The sequence below is a fragment of the Tractidigestivibacter scatoligenes genome (assembly GCF_001494635.1).
Lineage (GTDB): Bacteria > Actinomycetota > Coriobacteriia > Coriobacteriales > Atopobiaceae > Tractidigestivibacter > Tractidigestivibacter scatoligenes.
The window spans coordinates 81,489-100,579 of sequence record NZ_LOJF01000010.1; the positions used below are offsets into that span (position 1 = coordinate 81,489).

General features: G+C 63.9%; 13 protein-coding genes. 5 read left to right on the forward strand and 8 right to left on the reverse strand.

Annotation, left to right across the window (positions count from 1 at the left end; translation table 11 throughout):
* Nucleotides 1-41: 41 nt before the first annotated feature.
* The 4 genes from AUL39_RS07490 to AUL39_RS07505 all read right to left on the reverse strand — a co-directional run bounded on the left by AUL39_RS07490 (nt 42) and on the right by AUL39_RS07505 (nt 8,733).
* Nucleotides 42-1,382 carry a serpin family protein gene (locus AUL39_RS07490; RefSeq protein ID WP_059054977.1) on the reverse strand — a complete coding sequence of 447 codons (1,341 nt, stop codon included), beginning with the start codon at nt 1,380-1,382 and terminating at the stop codon, nt 42-44.
* 106 nt (nt 1,383-1,488) lie between these two features.
* Nucleotides 1,489-2,499, reverse strand: a complete 1,011-nt coding sequence (locus AUL39_RS07495) for a DMT family transporter (RefSeq protein ID WP_201783937.1) — start codon at nt 2,497-2,499, stop codon at nt 1,489-1,491.
* 297 nt (nt 2,500-2,796) lie between these two features.
* The gene (locus tag AUL39_RS07500) at nt 2,797-6,543 is read right to left on the reverse strand and encodes a phosphoribosylformylglycinamidine synthase (protein WP_059054978.1); all 3,747 of its coding nucleotides are present in this window, start codon (nt 6,541-6,543) and stop codon (nt 2,797-2,799) included.
* Nucleotides 6,544-7,071: 528 nt separating this feature from the next.
* On the reverse strand, nt 7,072-8,733 hold the full coding sequence (locus AUL39_RS07505; RefSeq protein ID WP_059054979.1) for a putative manganese-dependent inorganic diphosphatase: 1,662 nt from the start codon (nt 8,731-8,733) through the stop codon (nt 7,072-7,074).
* A gap of 318 nt (nt 8,734-9,051) precedes the next feature.
* On the opposite strand from AUL39_RS07505, the gene ettA reads away from it, so the two are divergent.
* Both ettA and AUL39_RS07515 read left to right on the forward strand, forming a co-directional pair.
* Complete coding sequence (ettA, locus tag AUL39_RS07510; RefSeq protein ID WP_059054980.1) at nt 9,052-10,731, forward strand: energy-dependent translational throttle protein EttA; 1,680 nt, start codon at nt 9,052-9,054, stop codon at nt 10,729-10,731.
* A gap of 181 nt (nt 10,732-10,912) precedes the next feature.
* A complete protein-coding gene (locus AUL39_RS07515; protein ID WP_059054981.1) occupies nt 10,913-11,893 on the forward strand; it encodes an L-lactate dehydrogenase in 981 nt (326 codons plus the stop codon).
* 303 nt (nt 11,894-12,196) lie between these two features.
* Here the strand turns inward: AUL39_RS07515 and AUL39_RS07520 are convergent, their stop codons facing one another.
* Nucleotides 12,197-13,573 (reverse strand): glycosyltransferase family 2 protein, encoded by a 1,377-nt coding sequence (locus AUL39_RS07520; protein ID WP_059054982.1) that lies wholly within the window; start codon nt 13,571-13,573, stop codon nt 12,197-12,199.
* Nucleotides 13,574-13,714: 141 nt separating this feature from the next.
* Between AUL39_RS07520 and AUL39_RS07525 the strand changes: the two genes are divergently transcribed.
* Together AUL39_RS07525 and AUL39_RS11100 are read left to right on the forward strand one after the other, a co-directional pair.
* Nucleotides 13,715-15,142, forward strand: coding sequence for an immunoglobulin-like domain-containing protein (locus AUL39_RS07525; protein WP_082667315.1), 1,428 nt, complete (start codon nt 13,715-13,717; stop codon nt 15,140-15,142).
* Nucleotides 15,143-15,467: 325 nt separating this feature from the next.
* Nucleotides 15,468-15,713: a hypothetical protein gene (locus AUL39_RS11100; RefSeq protein ID WP_143190034.1), complete on the forward strand. Its 246-nt coding sequence runs from the start codon at nt 15,468-15,470 to the stop codon at nt 15,711-15,713.
* 28 nt (nt 15,714-15,741) lie between these two features.
* On the opposite strand, the gene AUL39_RS07530 is transcribed toward AUL39_RS11100, so the two are convergent.
* Together AUL39_RS07530 and AUL39_RS07535 are read right to left on the reverse strand one after the other, a co-directional pair.
* Nucleotides 15,742-15,990, reverse strand: a complete 249-nt coding sequence (locus AUL39_RS07530) for a hypothetical protein (RefSeq protein ID WP_059054983.1) — start codon at nt 15,988-15,990, stop codon at nt 15,742-15,744.
* A gap of 318 nt (nt 15,991-16,308) precedes the next feature.
* Nucleotides 16,309-17,232: a DMT family transporter gene (locus AUL39_RS07535; RefSeq protein ID WP_059054984.1), complete on the reverse strand. Its 924-nt coding sequence runs from the start codon at nt 17,230-17,232 to the stop codon at nt 16,309-16,311.
* Nucleotides 17,233-17,386: 154 nt separating this feature from the next.
* Here AUL39_RS07535 and AUL39_RS07540 point away from each other — a divergent pair, with 154 nt between their 5' ends.
* Complete coding sequence (locus tag AUL39_RS07540; protein WP_059054985.1) at nt 17,387-18,244, forward strand: LysR family transcriptional regulator; 858 nt, start codon at nt 17,387-17,389, stop codon at nt 18,242-18,244.
* Between the two features lie 47 nt (nt 18,245-18,291).
* Here AUL39_RS07540 and AUL39_RS07545 read toward each other — a convergent pair whose 3' ends face one another.
* Complete coding sequence (locus AUL39_RS07545; RefSeq protein WP_059054986.1) at nt 18,292-19,089, reverse strand: metal ABC transporter permease; 798 nt, start codon at nt 19,087-19,089, stop codon at nt 18,292-18,294.
* Between the last annotated feature and the right edge of the window lie 2 nt (nt 19,090-19,091).

The following is a 19,091-nucleotide window of genomic DNA, read 5'->3' on the forward strand; positions in this document are numbered from 1 at the left end:
GGAGGGAAATATGCGAGCTGCGTCGCCGCGACTTACAGTGCCTACTCCACGTGCGTCAGAACACCCACAAACAGTGGCGTCAGGGTCATGTTGTCGATGATGAAGTAGACGAATGGCCGGTCTAGGATGACCTCCCGGACCTCGGGTTCATCTGGCGTTGCCGTTGAACCGGCTTCGCCTATCGCGGTAACCGCTGCCGCCTTTGTGCCTGCCTCATTTACGTCAATGAAGGTCTTTTGGAGCACGGTGCTTATGGCAAGGTTGCCGTCCTTGAGGGTAGCCATGCGAGAAAAGTCGGCGAGGTTTGGGTCGAAGGCATCGCGAACGCCCATGGCTACCAGCTGGTCGTTGAGTGTGGTCTGGTAGTCAAGCGAGAACTTGGGGAGTCCGGCTGACACCTCGATGTTGGGGACGGGGTTGGTGATCATGTCGTGTAGGGATGTTCCGTCTAGCGATGCCACAAGGTCTGCGAGCTGCACACCCTGCTTGGGGAGCAGCGCGACAAAGGCAAAGTTGTGGTTCTCATACGGCTTCAGGAAGCCCTCTGCAAGGCTGTTCTCGAGGTAGGCAGTCTCATGCGAATGCATCATGCGGACGCTCTGCTCGTCTCCTTTCTCGGTGGTGAAGGTGTCGCCCTGCACGTCGCCTTCCTCGTACGGCTCTTGCCAAACATCATCAAAGGCCAGGGCGTTAATGAGAAAGAGCTGATCATCTGCGGTGATACGTTCCACAAGCCGGTCAATCATGCCATCAGTCTTGGAACTGACCCAGGAATTTATGTCGTCGACGGTAGTGGAGTCGAACGGAGCTGAGAACGCCTGCGCGTCAAGGGTGCCTTTGCAGGTGGCGAGGTAATCATCCGAGACGCTGAGGTCATCTGACGACCTCAGCCAAATGGAGTTAGCGCACTTGAGGGCAAGGGCGTCGCCCTTCTGCTGCGTATCGTAGAGGTCCTCGCCAGAGATGCGTCGGGCGTAAGCGCCCAGATAGGTCGCAAGCGAGCCGATATCCATGCCCGTTGCGGTCTCTAGCTGGGAGAGCGTATCGCCTGCGGCACCGGTTTCCGCGAGGGCCAGGGCAAAGAGCGCCGAGAGGGGAGAGACAAGCACGTTTGCCTGCTGGTCTGTGGGATAGGTGCCCTGAAGCAGGAGAGAAGTGAAGTCAAAGAGTGCGTGCGTTGTCGTTTGATCTGTGAGGGCATTAGCGATGGGCTCTTGCGTGAGCGCAGCGTCCTTTACGTCTGCAGTGAGGTCCGTGGCAGAGATGGCTGGCGCGCTATCCTGCGCGTTCTTGCTACAGCCCGTGAGCACCGAGCCAAGCGAGAGCGCTGCGGGCATACCGAGGAGAGCGAGGGCAGTGCGTCGTTCAACGAGGCGTTCCATGGGGACTCTCTTCGCATTGCGTAACTCAATTATACGTAGAGGAGTCCTAGGGAATCGCCTGCGAGCTGGCGAACGAGAGGGTTTGTACGGGTTTGGAAACTGGTTCCTAGTGCTTCTCGCTTCCGGGGGTGCTCGTTGCGCTCCCGGCACGTGCGCCCACGCGGTTGACTACCACAATGCCGGCGCTCACCAGCACCAGGGCGCAGATGGAACGCACGGGGTCAACCAGCTGGTGCTCACCGAGAAGTACCGCAGAAAGAACGAAGCCAAACACGGGGTTCAAAAAGCCATAGACCGAGATGCGCGAGACCGAGTTCACAGAGAGCAGGAGCGACCACACGCTGTACGCTGCAGCTGAGATAAAAGCCATGTATGCGAGCAACGCAATGGCGCTCGGCCCCGTCGGCGAGAGCGTTCCGCCGCCGGCCACGCCCATCGCCATGAGACCAAGTCCGCCCACCACAAACTGCCACCCGCTGAGCAGCACCGGGTCGTGCCATTTGGAAAGGCGCTGGATAAGGCATGATGACGTTGCCGAGCAAAGTGCGCTGAGAAGAATCATCCCCTCGCCGTCAGGCGAGAAGGAAAACGAGAAGTTGCCTAGGCTCCCGCCAAGATTGATGAGGACCACACCCGCAAATCCCAGCAGGCAACCCGCTACCTTTCTGCCGGTAAGCCGCTCCTGGCGAAACGCCAGCGCCGAAAGCAGGATGGCAAAGAAGTTGGCGCTCGCCTCGATGACCGAGCTCGTGGTTCCCGCGGCGTGTGCAAGTCCCAGGTAGAAGAAGGCATATTGACCGAAGGTCTGGAAAAGCGCCAGCAGGCAGATGGCGCCAACGTCCGTGCGCTTTGGTGCCAGCAGCCTTCTCCGGGCAATACTCACAAAGACGATGACCATTGCCCCGGCAAGAAGAAAGCGCGTTCCCGCGAAGAGCATCTGGGACGCGGTGTCGGTGCCCGCGATGTCAAACAGCGCATAGCCAATCTTGATGCAAGGGAACGCCGACCCCCAGAGAAGGCAGCAGAACGCGGCCGCGAGCAGGGCTCCCCACGTGCTCGTAAGGAGGCGTTCCTGTCGCTCGCCCATGTGGAACACTGCGCTGTCTTCTCGTGCCATGCTGCTCCTCTCGCGTAGCCGGCGAACCAGTATACGCGGGACGGCTGCCGCTCGCAGGCAGCCGCAAGACGACGTGCCGCGCGAGGACAGCGGGGCAAATTCCGGACGTTCTGGAGCCGAGAAGCCCGGGAAAACGTCCAGATTTAGCCCCGCAGCCCCCGCGACCACCTCAGGTTACGTCAGCAGGTAAGGAAGCGACCCCCGGAGGGGCCGCAGCCGGCCTCCCCCGAGGGTCGTGTCCTTGATGCTCTTCGACCATCGGGGGAGGCCGGCTGCGGTAACCCCCTCTGGCTGCGCTTACGCGAAGTAGCTCACACCGCCTTCGAACAGCGGCTGGTACGCGTTGCCGGGCACGTTCTTGTAGAGGCCCGCACCACTGCGCTCGGTGTGGCCCATCTTGCCCAGCACTCGGCCGTCGGGTGAGGTGAGGCCCTCAACCGCCATGAAAGACCCGTTGGGGTTGGAGCGCAGGTTCATTGACGGCAGCCGGTCGGCGTTCACGTACTGCGTGGCGATCTGACCTGCCGCCTCAAGGCGTCCCAGCTCCTCGGTGGTGCACACAAAGCGTCCCTCTCCGTGGCTGATTGCGATGTTGTGCACGTCGCCCACCTTGCACTTGGAGAGCCACGGCGAGATGGTCGACGCCACGCGCGTGCGCACGAGGCGGCTCTGGTGGCGCCCAATGGGGTTGAAGGTGAGGGTGGGGGAGTCCTCGCGCGCGTCTACGATGTCGCCGTAGGGAACGAGCCCCAGCTTGATGAGGGCCTGGAAGCCGTTGCAGATACCCAGCATGAGGCCATCGCGCGCCTGGAGCAGGTCGCGCACCGCCTCGGTGACGGCAGGGTTGCGGAAGAATGCCACGATGAACTTGGCCGATCCGTCGGGCTCGTCGCCGCCGGAGAAGCCGCCGGGGATGAAGACGATCTGGCTCTCGCGGATGGCACGCACCATGGCGTCGACGCTCTCGGCGACGGCCTGCGGCGTGAGGTTGTTCACGATGATCGTCTGCGGCTCGGCACCCACGCGCTCAAACGCCCGCGCTGAGTCGTATTCGCAGTTGTTGCCCGGGAAGACGGGAATCACCACGCGCGGCTTGGCATAGCTGGCGCCGGTCGTGTGCCGCGTGGGCGTGACGCCGGCCTTCTCAGCGTCAAACGAGAGAGGCGCGCATGCCGGGCCATCGGCCTTGCCCAGGTACGGATACACGCCGGAGAGCGCATTCTCCCAGGGCTTCTGCAGGTCGTCCAGGATGGACATGCGCTCGCCGCAGGCGTAGAGCGCGTACTCCGCAAGCGTCTGGCCAAATGCCGCAACGGTGACGCCCTTCGGGGCCTCCGGCAGGCTGGCGCCCTGCGCAAGCTCGATTACAAAGCTGCCGTACGCGGGGTTGAGCAGTGCCTCCTGGGTGAACTCGGGGCGCACGCGCAGGCCAATGAAGTTGCCCACGCACATCTTGAACATGGCCTCGGCCATGCAGCCGTAGCCCGGCGTGCTCACCGCGCGCGCGGCGCCGGAGCCAATGAGCTTCTCGACGTAGTCAAACGCGGCGAGAAGGGACTCCGCCGTGGGCGTGATGCCATCGTCGGCGTACTCCGGCACCACAACGATCACCTGGTCGTCGGCGTGCTTGAACTCCGGCGAGGTCACGCGGTCGACCTTGCCCAGGCCGGTGGCAAACGAGACAAGCGTGGGCGGCACGTCGAGGTCCTCGAACGAGCCGGACATGGAGTCCTTACCGCCAATGGAGCCAATGCCCAGGTCGAGCTGGGCCATGAGCGCACCGAGAAGTGCGGCCGTGGGCCTGCCCCAGCGCTTGGGGTCGTCGCGGAGCTTCTCGAAGTACTCCTGGAACGTGAGGTAGAAGTTCTTGTGCTCGAAGCCCATGGCCACAAGCTTGGAGACGGACTCAACAACGGCCAGGTAGGCGCCTGTGTACTCGTCCTCGCTCATGAGATAGGGGTTGTAGCCCCACGCCATGCCTGAGCACGTGGTGGTCTCGCCGTCCACGGGGAGCTTCGCCGCCATGCCAAGCGCCGGCGTGAGCTGTGTTGTGCCGCCAAACGGCATGAGGACGGTCGCGGCGCCAATGGTGGAGTCGAACCTCTCGGCCAGACCCTTGTTGGATGCCACGTTGAGGTCGCTCACCAGCGATACCATCTTCTGAGCAAAGGTGTCGCCTGCCCACTCGTGGTGGTACTCGTGCGGCGCGCAGACGCGCACCGAGGTGGACTTGGGCGCGCCGTTGGACGAGAGGAACTCGCGGCTCACGTCCACGATGGTCTTGCCGCGCCAGGTCATGCGCAGGCGGGGCTCCTCGGTGACCTCTGCGACAACCGTGGCCTCGAGATTCTCCTCGCGCGCGTAGCCCAGGAACTCGTCCACGTCCTCGGGGGCCAGCGCCACGGCCATGCGCTCCTGCGACTCGGAGATTGCTAGCTCGGTGCCGTCGAGGCCGTCGTACTTCTTGGGCACGCGGTCAAGGTCGATGAGAAGGCCGTCGGCAAGCTCGCCAATGGCAACCGAGACGCCGCCGGCGCCAAAGTCGTTGCAGCGCTTGATGAGGCGGCACGCGTCGCCGCGGCGGAAGAGGCGCTGCAGCTTGCGCTCGGTGGGGGCGTTGCCCTTCTGGACCTCGGCGCCGTCCTTCTCGAGCGACTCCACGTTGTGCGCCTTGGAGCTGCCCGTGGCGCCGCCGATGCCGTCGCGGCCGGTACGGCCGCCGAGAAGCACGATCTTGTCGCCCGGGGCGGGGCACTCGCGGCGCACGTGGTCCGCGGGCGTGGCGCCCACCACGGCGCCAATCTCCATGCGCTTGGCCACGTAGCCGGGGTGGTAGAGCTCGGAGACCTGGCCGGTGGCAAGGCCGATCTGGTTGCCGTAGGAGGAGTAGCCGGCGGCAGCCGTGCGGCAGATCTTGCGCTGCGGGAGCTTGCCGGGGAGCGTGCTCGACACCGGTGCCGTTGGGTCGGCCGCGCCGGTCACGCGCATGGCCTGGTACACGTAGCTGCGGCCCGAAAGCGGGTCGCGGATGGCGCCGCCAATGCAGGTGGCCGCGCCGCCAAAGGGCTCGATCTCGGTGGGGTGGTTGTGCGTCTCGTTCTTGAAGAGGTAGAGCCAGTCCTCGTCGTGGCCGTTGACATCGACCTTGGCCTTCACGGTGCAGGCGTTGATCTCCTCGGACTCGTCGAGACCGGTGAGCTGGCCCGTGTGCTTGAGCCACTTGGCACCAATGGTGCCCATGTCCATGAGGCAGACGGGCTTGTTGTCGCGGCCAAGCTGGTGGCGTACATCCATGTAGCGACGGAACGCGGCCGCTGCCTGGGTATTGTCGAACTGGATGTCGGTGAGGGCGGTGCCAAAGGTGGTGTGGCGGCAGTGGTCGGACCAGTAGGTGTCGATCATGCGAATCTCGGTGATGGTGGGAACGCGGCCCTCGCGCGCAAAGTAGCCCTGGCAGAACTTGGCGTCCGCCACGTCCATCGCCAGGCCGCGGTCGCGTACAAAGTCCTCGATGCCCTTATCGTCCAGGTCGAGGAAGCCATCCAGGACCTCGACGTCCGCGGGCTCCGGGTACGTGGTTGCGAGGGTCTCGCGCTTCTCGAGCGACGCCTCGCGCGCCTCGACCGGGTTGATCACGTAGTGCTTGATGGCCGTAAGGTCGTCGTCGGTGAGTGCGCCCTCCAGCACGTAGACCTTGGCGTTTCTTACCGTAGGACGCTCGCCCTGAGAGACGAGCTGGATGCACTCGGCCGCCGAGGCGTCGCGCATGTCAAACTGGCCGGGCAGGGACTCCACGGCAAAGACGCGCGCGCCCTCCGCAACCTCGGGCATCTCGCGCGTGGCGCGGTCGGTTTGGGGCTCGGAGAAGACAACGGGCACGCACTGCTCGAAGAGCTCTTCGGAGATGCCTTCGACGTCGTAGCGGTTGATGATGCGCAGGCCTGTGAGCGACGAGATGCCCAGCATGTGCCGCAGCTCGTGGCTGAGCGCCCGCGCCTCCCCGTCGAATCCGTCCCTTTTCTCAACGTAGATGCGCGAGACCATCGAGGCCACCTTTCATGCTGGGTGTGGGCTGGGCGCGCCGCGGGTGCGGCGCCAAAGGACCGCTCACCATTCTACGGCAGCCGCGACGCCTACGCCGGAAGGTGGCGTGCCCGTCACACATTCGTTGCCGAACGCGTTACGGGGCGTCACGCATTGGGGGGCTGAGAAAAACTGTGGCAGGTTCGACTTGCGCGGCTAAGCCTCACACGTGAGGTTCGACTTGCGCGGCTAAGCCTCACACGTGAGGTTCGACTTGCGCGGCTAAACCTCACACGTGATATTTCTTTTTTGATATATAACGACAAAAGCCCAGGTGAAGTTACGCGTACATCAAAGAAGAAACAACACGTGTGAGGTTGTGTGGCTTGCCCAGCATAGGGTTGGGTTGGCCTGTCTCCGGAGCGCGCGATCCTTGCTGATCGATGAGCCGCCTGGTGCCGAGAAGGACCTCGCGCCGAGAAAAGCAGCCGCCCCGGTCGCCAGCATGTCGGCGGCCGGGGCGGCATCAAGCGCGGGGGGCGAGAATTGCTAATCGTCCTCGTCGATCTTCTGGAGCGTTGCCATGATGGGCGGGATGATCTGCTTCTTGCGGCTCACAACGCCCTTGAGCAGCGCCATGCCGTCCTTGGGCGTGACGTCAAAGGCCTGCGCCACCACGTCCTCGGCGCCGTTGCCGTAGATCATGAGGTCGGTGCTCTGCGACTTAACGTCGGTGAACATGTAGAAGATCATGGGCAGCTCCTCGGCCTTGGCGGCCTCGGCGAGGAACGGCCGCACGAGGTTCTCGGCAGCCACGCGGCTGTTCTTTGTCATGTAGCTGCCCTGGCCCACGCCAAACTTGGCGTTGCCGCGGCTGAAGACCTTGAAGTCCTGGTGGAAGACCTCCTCGGCGGTGCGACCCGTGAGGTCGGCGCCGGCCTCGAACATCGAGTCGGCGTACGTCTCGATGTCCTCGCCGCAGATCTTGGCCAGCTCCTCGGCCGCGTGACGGTCCTTGGCCGTGCAGGTGGGGGAGCGGAACGTGAGCGTGTCGGAGAGAATGGCCGAGAGCATGAGGCCCGCAATGTTGGGCGGAATCTCCACGCCGGCCTCGGCGTAGGCGCTGTAGATGATCGTGCAGGTGCAGCCAACGGGCTCGGCGCGGTAGTAGACGGGCGCGTTTGTCTCGATGGTGCCAATGCGGTGGTGGTCGAGGATCTCCATGATCTCGGCCTGGTCAAGGCCGTCCACGGCCTGCGAGCGCTCGGAGTGGTCGACGAGAATGACGTGCTTGCGCTTGATGTTGATGAGGTTGGGTGAGCTCACCAGGCCAAAGTAGGAGCCGTCCTCGTCGATGACGGGGAAGAAGCGGTGACGCGACTTTGCCATGATCTTGCGCGCGTCGTCCACGGACGTGTTGACCGAGAACTGCAGGATGCCCTTGCGCAGCATCTTGGCGCGCACCGGCACGGACATGCCGATGAGGCGCGCAGCGGCGAAGGTGTCGTACGGCGTGGTGATGATGGTGCAGCCGTGGCGCTCGGCGGAGGCGATTACGCGCTTGGACACGTTGGCGCCGCAGCAGATGACCAGGCAGCCGGCGTCGCACTCGACGGCGAACTGCTGGGTCTCGTAGCGGTTGGTGACCAGCACGATGTCGCCGGCCTTGATGGTGTCCTCCATCATCTCGGGCGTGGTGCCCACCCGCACGTTGCCCTTGGTCACGCGGCCGTTGGGGTCGCCCAGAAGCAGCGTGCCGTTGAGCGTCTCGATGATGTTCTTGTAGGAGGTCTGCGCCTCGGAGAGCATGGCGGTGTCGAAGATGTCCATGTTCGCGTTGGCAACGTCCTTCACTGCGATGAGGCCTTCGAGGTGCTTGTCCTCATCGGTGATGCAGAGCGTATCCACCTTGGTGTCCTGCATCATGTTCCAGGCAGCGAAGAGGCTCATCTCGGCGTCGATGCCAGGCTGCTTCTGCACCACGATGTCCTTGATTTGTGGCGTCACCGAGGTGATGAGCGGCGGCTCCTCGAAGCCAAAGTGCTTGAGCACAAATGCCGTCTCGCGGTTGATGGCGCCCGCGCGCCTGGCCTCGTAGATTGGCTCGTCAATCTGGTTCTTGAGGTAAGCGTAGGAAATGGCGGCGCAGATGCTGTCCGTGTCCGGATGCAGGTGGCCGATAACGTTGACCTTGCGGATTGCCTCTGGCATGAATCCCCCTCAGTTCTCTTTGCACCATGCCCGCCGTCAGAGCGGTCGCGGCCGTACAGGTGTATCCCATCCCCCTCGATTGTGCCACCGGTAGTAACAAAAAAGATGCACGCATGGGCGAAACCGCAGGTTTTGGGCATGCAACGGCATCCGATTGTGCATAAACGTTGAAGGGCGCGGCCCCGTGCGCCGCCGCCCGCGGGGTCGCCCACACGCCCTCCCGTAGAATGGGAGCATACACACGCCCGTGGCGAGCCCTTCTCGCCGCATGCGGCACCCCTCACCCAAGGGCACGTTTGGCCCCAGACAGGAGCAGCAATGGCAGAGTTCGTGTACCAGATGTACAAGGCCCGCAAGGTCGTGGGCGAGAAGGTCATTCTCGACGACGTCACCGTGGGCGTCTATCCCGGTGCCAAGATCGGCGTGGTTGGCCCCAATGGCATGGGCAAGTCAACGCTTCTCAAGGTCATGGCCGGCCTCGAGGACGTCTCCAACGGCGAGGCCCGCCTTACGCCGGGCTACACGGTGGGGCTTCTCCAGCAGGAGCCGCCCCTCGATGAGGACAAGACCGTGCGCGAGAACATCGAGATGGCCTTCTCGGACGTGATCGCGAAGGTCAACCGCTTCAACCAGATCGGCGAGGAGATGGCGAGCCCCGACGCGGACTTTGACGCCCTCATGGCCGAGATGGGCCGCCTCCAGGACGAGATAGACGCTGCCAACGGCTGGGACTTGGACTCCCAGCTCTCGCAGGCCATGGACGCCCTTCAGTGCCCAGACCCGGACGCCCCGGTGACCCAGCTCTCCGGTGGCGAGCGGCGCCGCGTGGCCCTGTGCCGTCTGCTGCTCGAGGCGCCTGACCTGCTCCTTCTCGACGAGCCCACCAACCACCTGGACGCCGAGAGCGTGCTGTGGCTCGAGCAGTTCCTGCACAACTACCCCGGTGCCGTCATGGCCGTCACGCACGACCGCTACTTCCTGAACGACGTGGCGGGCTGGATCTGCGAGGTGGACCGCGGCCAGCTCTACCCCTATGAGGGCAACTACTCCACCTACCTGGAGAAGAAGGCCGCCCGCCTGGAGGCAGAGGGTCGCGAGAACGCCAAGCGCGCCAAGAAGATGCGCTCAGAGCTCGAGTGGGTGCGCCAGAGCCCCAAGGCGCGCCAGGCCAAGAACCGCGCGCGCCTGGAGCGCTACGAGCAGATGGAGGCCGAGGCCAGAGCCACCAAGAAGCTCGACTTCTCCGAGATCCAGATTCCCGTAGGCCCGCGCCTGGGCGCCAAGGTGCTTACGGTGGAGCATCTCACCAAGGCGTTTGGCGACCGCATCCTTATCGACGACCTCTCCTTTGACCTGCCGCGCAACGGCATCGTGGGCGTGATTGGCCCCAACGGCGTGGGCAAGACCACGCTCTTCAAGATGATCGTTGGCCAGGAGCAGCCCTCCTCGGGCACGCTGGAGCTGGGCGAGACGGTCAAGCTCTCCTACGTGGACCAGATGCGCGCCGGCATCGACCCCAAGAAGAGCGTCTGGGAGGTTGTCTCGGACGGCAACGACTACATCACCGTGGGCGACACGGAGATTCCCAGCCGCGCCTACGTGGCGACCTTTGGCTTCAAGGGCACGGACCAGCAGAAGCCTGCCGGCGTGCTCTCCGGTGGCGAGAGGAACCGCCTGAACCTGGCCCTTACCCTTCGCCAGGGCGGAAACCTCCTCCTGCTGGACGAGCCCACGAACGACCTCGACACCGAGACGAGCGAGAGCCTGGAGGACGCCCTCGAGCGCTTCCCCGGCTGCTCGGTGGTCACGAGCCACGACCGCTGGTTCCTCGACCGCGTGGCCACGCACATCCTGGCCTGGGAGGGCACGGACGAGAACCCCGGCTGCTGGCACTGGTTCGAGGGCAACTTCGAGGCCTACCAGGCCGACCGCGAGCGTCGCCTGGGCCCGGAGGCGTCCAAGCCCCACCGCCTGCACCGCAAGCTCACCCGCGACTAATGAGACAAAGAGAGTTTCCCTTTGTCTCATGCGCGGGCTGCCAGAAGGGCGGTTCCCCGACTCATTCAAACAAGTCGGCGAGCGGACGGTCGCGAGGCCGCCCGCTCGCTTTCTAGTGACGTATCATTTCCCCTTGGTGAGTAGTTGCACAGTAGTTGTCCGTCCATCAAGGAGGAAAGCAATGCCTATTGAGAAGCCATTCCAGACGCGCAAGGTTGTCATTATCGGCGCCGGTCGCGTTGGCAGCCACGTTGCACTGTGCCTGATGTTTCGCCACCTGGTAAACGAGATCGTGTTTCTCGACGTCAACCGCGAGGCCGCTGAGGCTCAGGTCATGGACCTCGAGGACCTCGCCTCCGGCATGGGCGACTCGTTCAACATCCACGTTGGCGACTACGCCGACTGCGCGGACGCCCACTTCATCGTCCTCACCGCGGGCCGCAGCCGCAGGCCGGGCGAGACCCGCCTCGACATGCTCGGCGGCACCATGAAGGTGCTCGAGGGCATCGTGGGCCCCGTGCGCGACTCCGGCTTCAATGGCATCGTGCTAAGCGTCTCCAACCCCGCCGACATCGTGACCGAGTACCTGTACCGCAACCTCGGCCTGCCGCGCGAGCACGTCTTTGGCACCGGCACCGCGCTCGACTCCGTGCGCCTGCGCCGCATCCTCTCGGGCATCATCGACGTTGACGCTAAGCAGATCCAGGCCTTCTGCATGGGCGAGCACGGCGACTCCTCGTTCATCCCTACCTCGCACGTGACCGTTGGCTCCATCACGCTCCGCGAGTACCTTGCGATGAACCACCACTCCAACTCCAACATCGACTTCGACGACGTCAAGCGCATGGTCAAGGAGTCCGGCAGCAAGATTGTGGGCGGCAAGGGCTGCACCGAGTTTGGCATCGCCTCGGTTGTCGCCGAGATCATCACGGCCATCCTGCACAATGAGAAGCGCATGCTGCCCCTCTCGGTGCACCTTGAGGGCGAGTACGGCGAGAGTGGTATCTCCGCTGGTACGCCCTGCATCGTGGGCTCCAACGGTATCGACGCCGTGCTCGAGATTGACCTCTCTTACGACGAGCGCCGCGCGATGCGCAACTCGTGCTCCATCATCCGCGGGTACGTCGACCAGGTCATGCCTGAGGTTCCCGCGCAGGAGTAGGGAAGGGCTTCTCGGCGCCTGGCGCGGTGCTTGAATGGCGCTGTGCCGGGTGCCTGCGCTACAGATTCGCACCCGAAGTTGTATCGCGCGCAGGTTGATACAGGTTTGGGTGCCGAATGTGTAGCGCCAGGATACACGTTCGAACCCGATTCGGTATCGCGCGCAGGTCGATACACAATCGCATCCCGAATGTGTGGCGAACCGAATGCGTTGCAAACGGGCCGGCCGTGCGGGAATCCCGCGCGACCGGCCCGAGCCGTAACGGTGCCGAGAAGCCCCGGCCGCCGAGAAGCGCCATCCGCCCTACGCAAGGGTGCGCCGGATGCTCTCGAACGCCTTCATGCGGTCGCTCCTGTAGCGGTTGGCCTCGTCCTCGTCCATGGACGAGCAGCGCACGCGATCGCAGTCGCGAAGCGCCTGCACGATGGCCTCCATCACGGGCTGCGCCTGCTCGGTGGGCGTGACCACGAGGAGCTTGGTCTTCGTGGCCCCGGTGGCCGCGGCGGCACCGGGAGCTGCGGCGGCAACGGCAGCGGCCTCGTCGCCCGCCTCAGCGCGCTCCACGCGCGTCTCCACGGTGACCAGGCGCTTTGACTGCAGCCGCTGCAAGGTGCGCGCCAGCTGGAGCGTGGAGAGGCCGCAGTAGTCCGCCAGCTCTTCTCGGCCCGAGAAGACCGTGCCCAGCCGCACGAACGCAAGAAGCCGTACGTCGCGCGGGGTGAGGGCAAACCGCGCCGCCACAAGCTCGAGGTTTCTCTCGATAAGCTTCTCCTCGAGGTACAGCCCCAGAAGCGTGTCAGCCTCCATCTCGGGGTTCACGTAGACGGGCACGCGCTCCTCGCCCAGCTTGGCCGAGCGCTGCCACGGCATGATGTCGCCGTCGCCGGCGGACTCGATGTAGAAGCGGTAGATGTCGGGGCGGCGCGCGCGGTAGTCCTCCTCGTCAAAGACCTGCTTGTAGAAGTCGTTGTAGTACTCGATCACGTTGAGCTTCATCTGGACGACCTTGGCGGGGTTGGCGCCCTGGCTGGCCAGCGAGCCCCTGGTTCGCACGTAGTAGTAGACGGGGACCTGCAGCGGGTAGATGCGCTTGCAGTGCAGCTCGTACTCCATGTTGAAGATGAAGTCCTCGCACCAGCTGAGCGTGACGTCCATGCGCAGGTGGTACTTCTCGATGATGTCGCGGCGGTAGAGCTTGTTCCATACCACGCCAAAGTAGAAGTCCGAGGGGTTCTGAATCATGTAGTCGCCAAACTCCTCGCGCGAGAGCACGCCCTCGGCGTCGATGTCGCCCTTGCGCGAGACCTTGCTGCCAATCACGCGGTAGAAGTCTGCGATGACCATGTCGCAGTCGTTGTCCTCCATGGCGCGCACGAGAAGGCGCGTGGCCTCGGGGGCAATCCAGTCGTCCGAGTCGAGAAACTGCACGTAGTCTCCTTGCGCGGCATCAAGCGCCTTGTTGCGCGTGTCCGAGACGCCGGAGTTCTCCTTGTGGAGCACGCGCACGCGGCTGTCCTTCTCGGCGTACTCGTCGCAAAGGGCGGGTGAGGAGTCCGTGCTGCCGTCGTCTGCCAGGATGAGCTCGTAGTCGCGATACTCCTGCCCCAGGATGCTGTCGACGCACCTGCGCAGCGTTTCCTGGGCGTTGTAGACGGGAACGATGATGCTTACCTTGGGCATGACGCCCCTCTCGACGAGACCGATGCCTGCGTGCGTGCCTCCTGTTGGGTACGCAGGGCTCAATTGTAGCCCACGGCGTTTGCTATCCTTTAAGCTCGAGAAGGCCGGGTTGGGCGGCCTCGATCGGATTGGTGATGGCTCATGGCAAACAGGGAGAACAACTACAAGGGTCGCGAAGGGCGTGACGACATTCGCGTTTCGCGCTACGTGCCAGAGGATCCGGTCGAGAAGGTCGCCGGCTCCGGTTCCGCGAGCGACGCCCAGAGGCGCGCGCAGCAGCGCGGGCAGCATCGTCGCCAGCCGGCAGGTGACGTGCGCGTGCTGCGCCCCGGGGACGGGTATCGCACGCAGCCTCCCGCCAGGGCCGAGCAAGCCCGTGCGTACGCCGAGCGTCACCGCAAGGAGCAGCGCTCCCGTGCCGTGCGCCGTGGAGTCATTATCGCCGTTGCCTGCGTAGCCGCGCTTGTCATTGGTATTGTGGTTGCCCGTGGAGGAGCGGGGCTGGCGCTGCCGTCCCTTGGCGGCTCTGGAAGCGGCGATGCTTCCGCTACACAGGGCGAGCAGGGAACGGATTCCTCGCAGGATGCGGGACAGGCCGCACAGGCCACTGTTCTCGAGAATGACGGCAGCATCGTGATGACGCTGGGGGGCAGCGCGGACACCTACGTCAAGCGGGGCGAGGATTACGTGGACGGCGGCTGCTACGCGCACGACGGCACCGACGGCATGATTACGGACAAGGTCACTGCCACGGGCGAGGTCGACACCTCGACACTTGGGGACTACACCGTTACCTATACCGTCGAAGACTCCGCTGGCATGGTGGCCACGGCCACTCGCACCGTCCACGTGGTGGATGACGTTGATGGAGGCTGGGATAGTGACGGCATTTCGGTCTTCATGTACCACGACGTCTACGATGCGGCAAACCCTCCCGAGGGTGCCTCCGAGGATCAGAACCTTATTTCCACCACCCTGCTTGACCAGCAGCTCTCTTGGCTCAACGAGAATGGCTACTACTTCCCGTCCTGGGCCGAGATACGCGCGTACATTGACGGTGGCCACTCGCTGCCGGCAAAGTCGGTGGTGCTCACCTTCGACGACGGATCCGATGGTTTTCTCACCTATGCGATTCCCCTGCTTGAGAGCCACAAGATTCCCGCGACCTCGTTTGTCATCTGCAGCGACAGCGACATTCAGGATAAGCTTTCGAACTACGCCAGCCCGTACGTCGACTTCCAGTCGCACTCGTACGACCTGCACCGCGCGGGTACCTCGGGCAAGGGCCATGGTGGGCGCATCTACGACCTTACCTCTGCCGAGATCTCCGAGGACCTCAAGCAGTCCGCGGATATTCTCAAGACGAGCGACGCATTTGCGTATCCGTACGGCGACGTCTCCGACGCTGCACCTTCCGGGGTCAAGCAGTCGGGCTTCCTGCTCGCCTTTACCACGCAGTATGGGCAGGTGCATGTGGGCGACGACCCCACGCAGCTCAAGCGCATGCGTGTGTTTGGCACCTATGAGCTTGGCAGCTTCGAGTACCAGGCGGCTCATGGCGTAGGGTAGGGTGTGCGGTATGGCACGTGGCCGGCTGCCCGAGTGGGACGGCCGGCCGCTTGGCTTGGCCTCAAGGTATTTGTCTGCGAGCCGTAGGTTGCGTGGTGGCGGTTTGTCTCGCCGCCTTTCCCGGTATCATCACTGTGCAGATGGTGCGCTTGTTTTGGCGCGCCACATAGATGGGGCCAGCTGCCCCGAGGGGCGGGGGTCTCTTATGGCTTTGTTCGACAGGAAATCAAAGGGTGCGCGCTCGGCATCTGGTGCTGTGCACGTTCCTCCAACGGCATCGCGCCATGATGGCAATACGGCAGATCGCGACGGCCGGCGGCGGCGCGTGGCAAGCGTGACACCTGCATCGCCGGTTTCTCCGGCTGCGGCCCCCGCAGGGCATGGTTCATCTGCGCCTACGTATGAGACGGGCAGCTACGGCGCCATTGACGCACGCGATGCAGAGGCGCAGGTCTACGCAAGGCGCCGTCGCGAGCAGGCGCGGCGCGATACCCTGAGGGTTGTGGCAATCGTTGCAGTAGCCGTGGTCGTACTTGTTGTCGTGCTGGTGATTTCCGGACTGCTGGGATAGGGCGCTGTCCGTTTGAGGAGCTTCTCGGCTAGTGGTGGTACTTGGGCAAGGAGCTTGCCGCAGAGGGGGATGCGATGAACATCTGCGACACGGCGGCGATGGCAACTATAACCAGAGCACAAGCCACAATGATAAGCAGTACGTAGATAAGGGTGCGGCTGTCGATGTGGCCAACGTTAGCCATCAGGTTGGAGAGGCGCGAAGGCTTGCGTGAGCTGGAAGTCGAGGGAGTATTGCCCTTCTCGGCATGTGTCCTGTCTTCTGTCCCAAGCCCCATCGCGATTCCCTCATCCCAATTCGCGCCTCTCAAGACAATTAAGTATGAGCCAACTTAGCTTTCAGCTGCCTTGTCTTTCAAGTTCTCTTGGGAATCTCACGGAGCTTGAGGTGTAGGGAGATTGACAATCCGACCACGTGCCCCACCGGCGCTATATGCGTCCTCGGTGCGGTGGGCGTCCAAATTATCGCGCGAAAAATCAGACCAGGAGAACGTTTCCGCAGTTGAACAAAATGCGAGCAGAAATATCGTTCAATAATTGGCTGCGAGGCCCTGTGCTGCGATGTCCTAGGCTGCGAGGTCCTGTGCTGCGAGGCCCTAGGCTGCGAGATTGCCAGCAGAACGGCTCCCCGCAAGGCGACGGCTGGTCTTCTCGGCGCCACGGCGCTTGCCGGCGACCTCGCAGAAGATGGCACCACCCAGGATAAACACCGTACCGGCAACGTTCGCGGGCGTGAGTGCCTCGCCAAGAATGAGCGCCGAAAGGATCACGGCAGAGAGCGGCTCGAGGTAGCCCCACACTGAGACGCGCTGCACAGGCAGCTGGCCCATAGCGGAGAAGTACAGGTAGCAGCCAAGGCCCGTGTTCACCAGGCCCAGGCAGAGAATGGCGGGCCAGTTTGCCGAGAGGGGCACGGCCAGCTCGGAGCCATGGGCGACAAGCGCAAACACGGCGACGGCGGCAAAGCTCGCAACCAGCTGGATTGCAGAGGCCTCAATGCCGGCTACGGCGTTGGATGCGCGCTTGCTGCAAACGACCATCACCGCGTACATGACGGCCGACATGCCACCGCACACAAGCCCCCATGGCGAGAGCGCCACGCCTTTGCCCTGCGCCACTACGAGAAACGCACCGCAGATAACGGCTGCAAAGCCCAGCAGCTTGGCGGGGGTGAGTCGCTCGTGGAAGAGGACCGGCGAGAGCGCCATCACGATGACCGGCCCACAGTAGTAGGCAAGAGACGCAATGCCCACGCCAATGAGCTTGTATGCCTCAAAGAGGAAGATCCAACCCACGCCCAGCGCCGCGCCGGATGCGGCAAGGTAGGCGGCGTCGCGCGGGTGGTCGAGAAACGCAGGACGCTTGCGGGCGCCCAGCACGATGAGGGCAAGCAGCGTGCCGCCAAGCAGGGTGCGGAGCAGGACGATCTGCCAGCTGGGAAGCGAGATCTGGCTAGCAATGATGCCGTTCGAGCCAAAGACGAGCAGTGACAGCAGGTACTTCCTCGACGCGCGCGACATGCATGACCTCCCATGGCCCCTCAATTTCCTCAAACACTTTCGCAGAATGTGTATGCTGATAAAAGCGAATGTTTATCATGAGATATATGAGGATTCATCATGCAATCGGTGTCAGCGGCTTGCAGCGCCGCACCGTGTGCCGCAAGGGGGCTCCATGGACGCAAACATCCAGAAGTACCAGGCATTTGTCGAGACCGTACGAACGGGTAGCTTTACGCGGGCAGCGCGCTCGCTCTCGTACACGCAGTCCGGTGTGAGCCGCATGATCGCCGACCTCGAGCGCGACTGGGGCATGACGCTTCTCGAGCGCAGCCGCGCGGGAGTGACGCTCACCAGCGAGGGGCGCGCGGTGCTGCCCTTCGTGGAGGGCGTGTGCGACGACTACCGCCGCCTGGAGTCGCAGATAGATGACCTCAATGGGCTTGCCGCGGGCAGTATCCGCATAGGGACCTTCTCGTCTGTGGCCACACACATCCTGCCCAAGGTCATCGGCCGCTTCCAGAAGGACTACCCCGCCATCGAGTACGAGCTGCTCATGGGCGACTACACCGAGATCGATGGCTGGGTGGCGTCCGGCCGCGTGGACTTTGGCTTCCTCCCGCGTGTGCCGCGCTACTCGGGACTCGCCGAGCGCGTGGTTGAGCGAGACGAGCTCATGGCGGTGCTCCCGGTGGGCCACCGGCTGGCGGGGGAGGCGTCCGTGCCCGTCTCGGCGCTCTGCGAGGAGCCGTTCATCGTGCTCGAGCGCGGCCAGGACGACGAGATAACCCCCATCTTCGAACGCGCGGGCCTCTCGCCCAACGCGCGCTTTTCCACCTGGGATGACTACGCCATCATGTCGATGGTCGAAAGCGGCCTGGGCCTCTCGATTCTGCCGGCGCTCATCCTGCGGAGAAACCCCTACGCCATCGTGACCAAGCCGCTCGAGCCGGCCACGTACCGCGACATTCGCGTGGTCTATCGCGAGGGCGCGCTGCCACGTGCCGCACGTCGCTTCCTCGAGTACCTGTGAGCGGGGAGGGGCGGGCCCCGTGCGATGGACCGCCGCCGGCGAAGGCCCTACGCTCCTCTCGCCAGCCGCCTGGAGGCAAACGCCACCAGTAGGAGCGCAATCGCCATAAGGACTATGGTCCCGCCGGGCCGCAGTCCCAGGTAGTAGGAGGCGACAAGGCCAAGCGCGCTGGCCAGCACGCCGGCGAGGCTCGAAAGCAGGCACGCCTGCCGCCAGCTGCGTGCAAGTTCCAAGCCGCAGGCAACGGGGACTACCATCATTGAGGAAACGATGAGCGAGCCCACCGTGCGAGATGCCACGGCAACCACCAGAGCAACCACCATCATGAAGGCAAGGTTGACTGCCCCTACGGGCACGCCAGCCGTACGCGCCTGCCGCTCGTCGAAGGACATGAGGAAGAGGCTTCTCCGCAAGACGATGCGGGTCACGACGGCCACGGCACACACCACGACGATAGTCGCGACCTCGTCGTCGGACATGGTGAGAATGCTGCCAAACATGTAGCTGTTGAGGCTCGAGGCGTTTGGCACAAAACCCGAGAGCACACCAGCTGCGCCCACGCCCGCTGCCAGAATGATGGCCACGGCAAGCTCGGACTGCTCGCGCGCCCGCCTTCGCACGCCCTCGATGCAAAGCGACCCCACGAGGCATGCCACGATGGCCCCGGCAACCGGGCTTACGCCGCCAACTAGGCCGGCGGCAACGCCCGCAAGCGACGCGTGAGACAGTGCGTCCCCAATCATGGACAGCCTGCGCTGGACAACCGTCATTCCTACCAGCGGGATCACGGCGCCAAGGAGCAGCCCGGCGAGAAGCCCGCGCTGCATGAAGGAGAACTCGAGCATGG

Bases quoted from the DNA above. Each gene is read 5' to 3' on its own strand.
- AUL39_RS07535 (WP_059054984.1), bottom strand. From the start codon at position 17,232: ATGTCGCGCGCGTCGAGGAAGTACCTGCTGTCACTGCTCGTCTTTGGC.
- AUL39_RS07490 (WP_059054977.1), bottom strand. From the start codon at position 1,382: ATGGAACGCCTCGTTGAACGACGCACTGCCCTCGCTCTCCTCGGTATG.
- AUL39_RS07540 (WP_059054985.1), top strand. From the start codon at position 17,387: ATGGACGCAAACATCCAGAAGTACCAGGCATTTGTCGAGACCGTACGA.
- ettA (WP_059054980.1), top strand. From the start codon at position 9,052: ATGGCAGAGTTCGTGTACCAGATGTACAAGGCCCGCAAGGTCGTGGGC.
- AUL39_RS07505 (WP_059054979.1), bottom strand. From the start codon at position 8,733: ATGCCAGAGGCAATCCGCAAGGTCAACGTTATCGGCCACCTGCATCCG.
- AUL39_RS07525 (WP_082667315.1), top strand. From the start codon at position 13,715: ATGGCAAACAGGGAGAACAACTACAAGGGTCGCGAAGGGCGTGACGAC.
- AUL39_RS07530 (WP_059054983.1), bottom strand. From the start codon at position 15,990: ATGGGGCTTGGGACAGAAGACAGGACACATGCCGAGAAGGGCAATACT.
- AUL39_RS07545 (WP_059054986.1), bottom strand. From the start codon at position 19,089: ATGCTCGAGTTCTCCTTCATGCAGCGCGGGCTTCTCGCCGGGCTGCTC.
- AUL39_RS07515 (WP_059054981.1), top strand. From the start codon at position 10,913: ATGCCTATTGAGAAGCCATTCCAGACGCGCAAGGTTGTCATTATCGGC.
- AUL39_RS07500 (WP_059054978.1), bottom strand. From the start codon at position 6,543: ATGGTCTCGCGCATCTACGTTGAGAAAAGGGACGGATTCGACGGGGAG.
- AUL39_RS07520 (WP_059054982.1), bottom strand. From the start codon at position 13,573: ATGCCCAAGGTAAGCATCATCGTTCCCGTCTACAACGCCCAGGAAACG.
- AUL39_RS07495 (WP_201783937.1), bottom strand. From the start codon at position 2,499: ATGGCACGAGAAGACAGCGCAGTGTTCCACATGGGCGAGCGACAGGAA.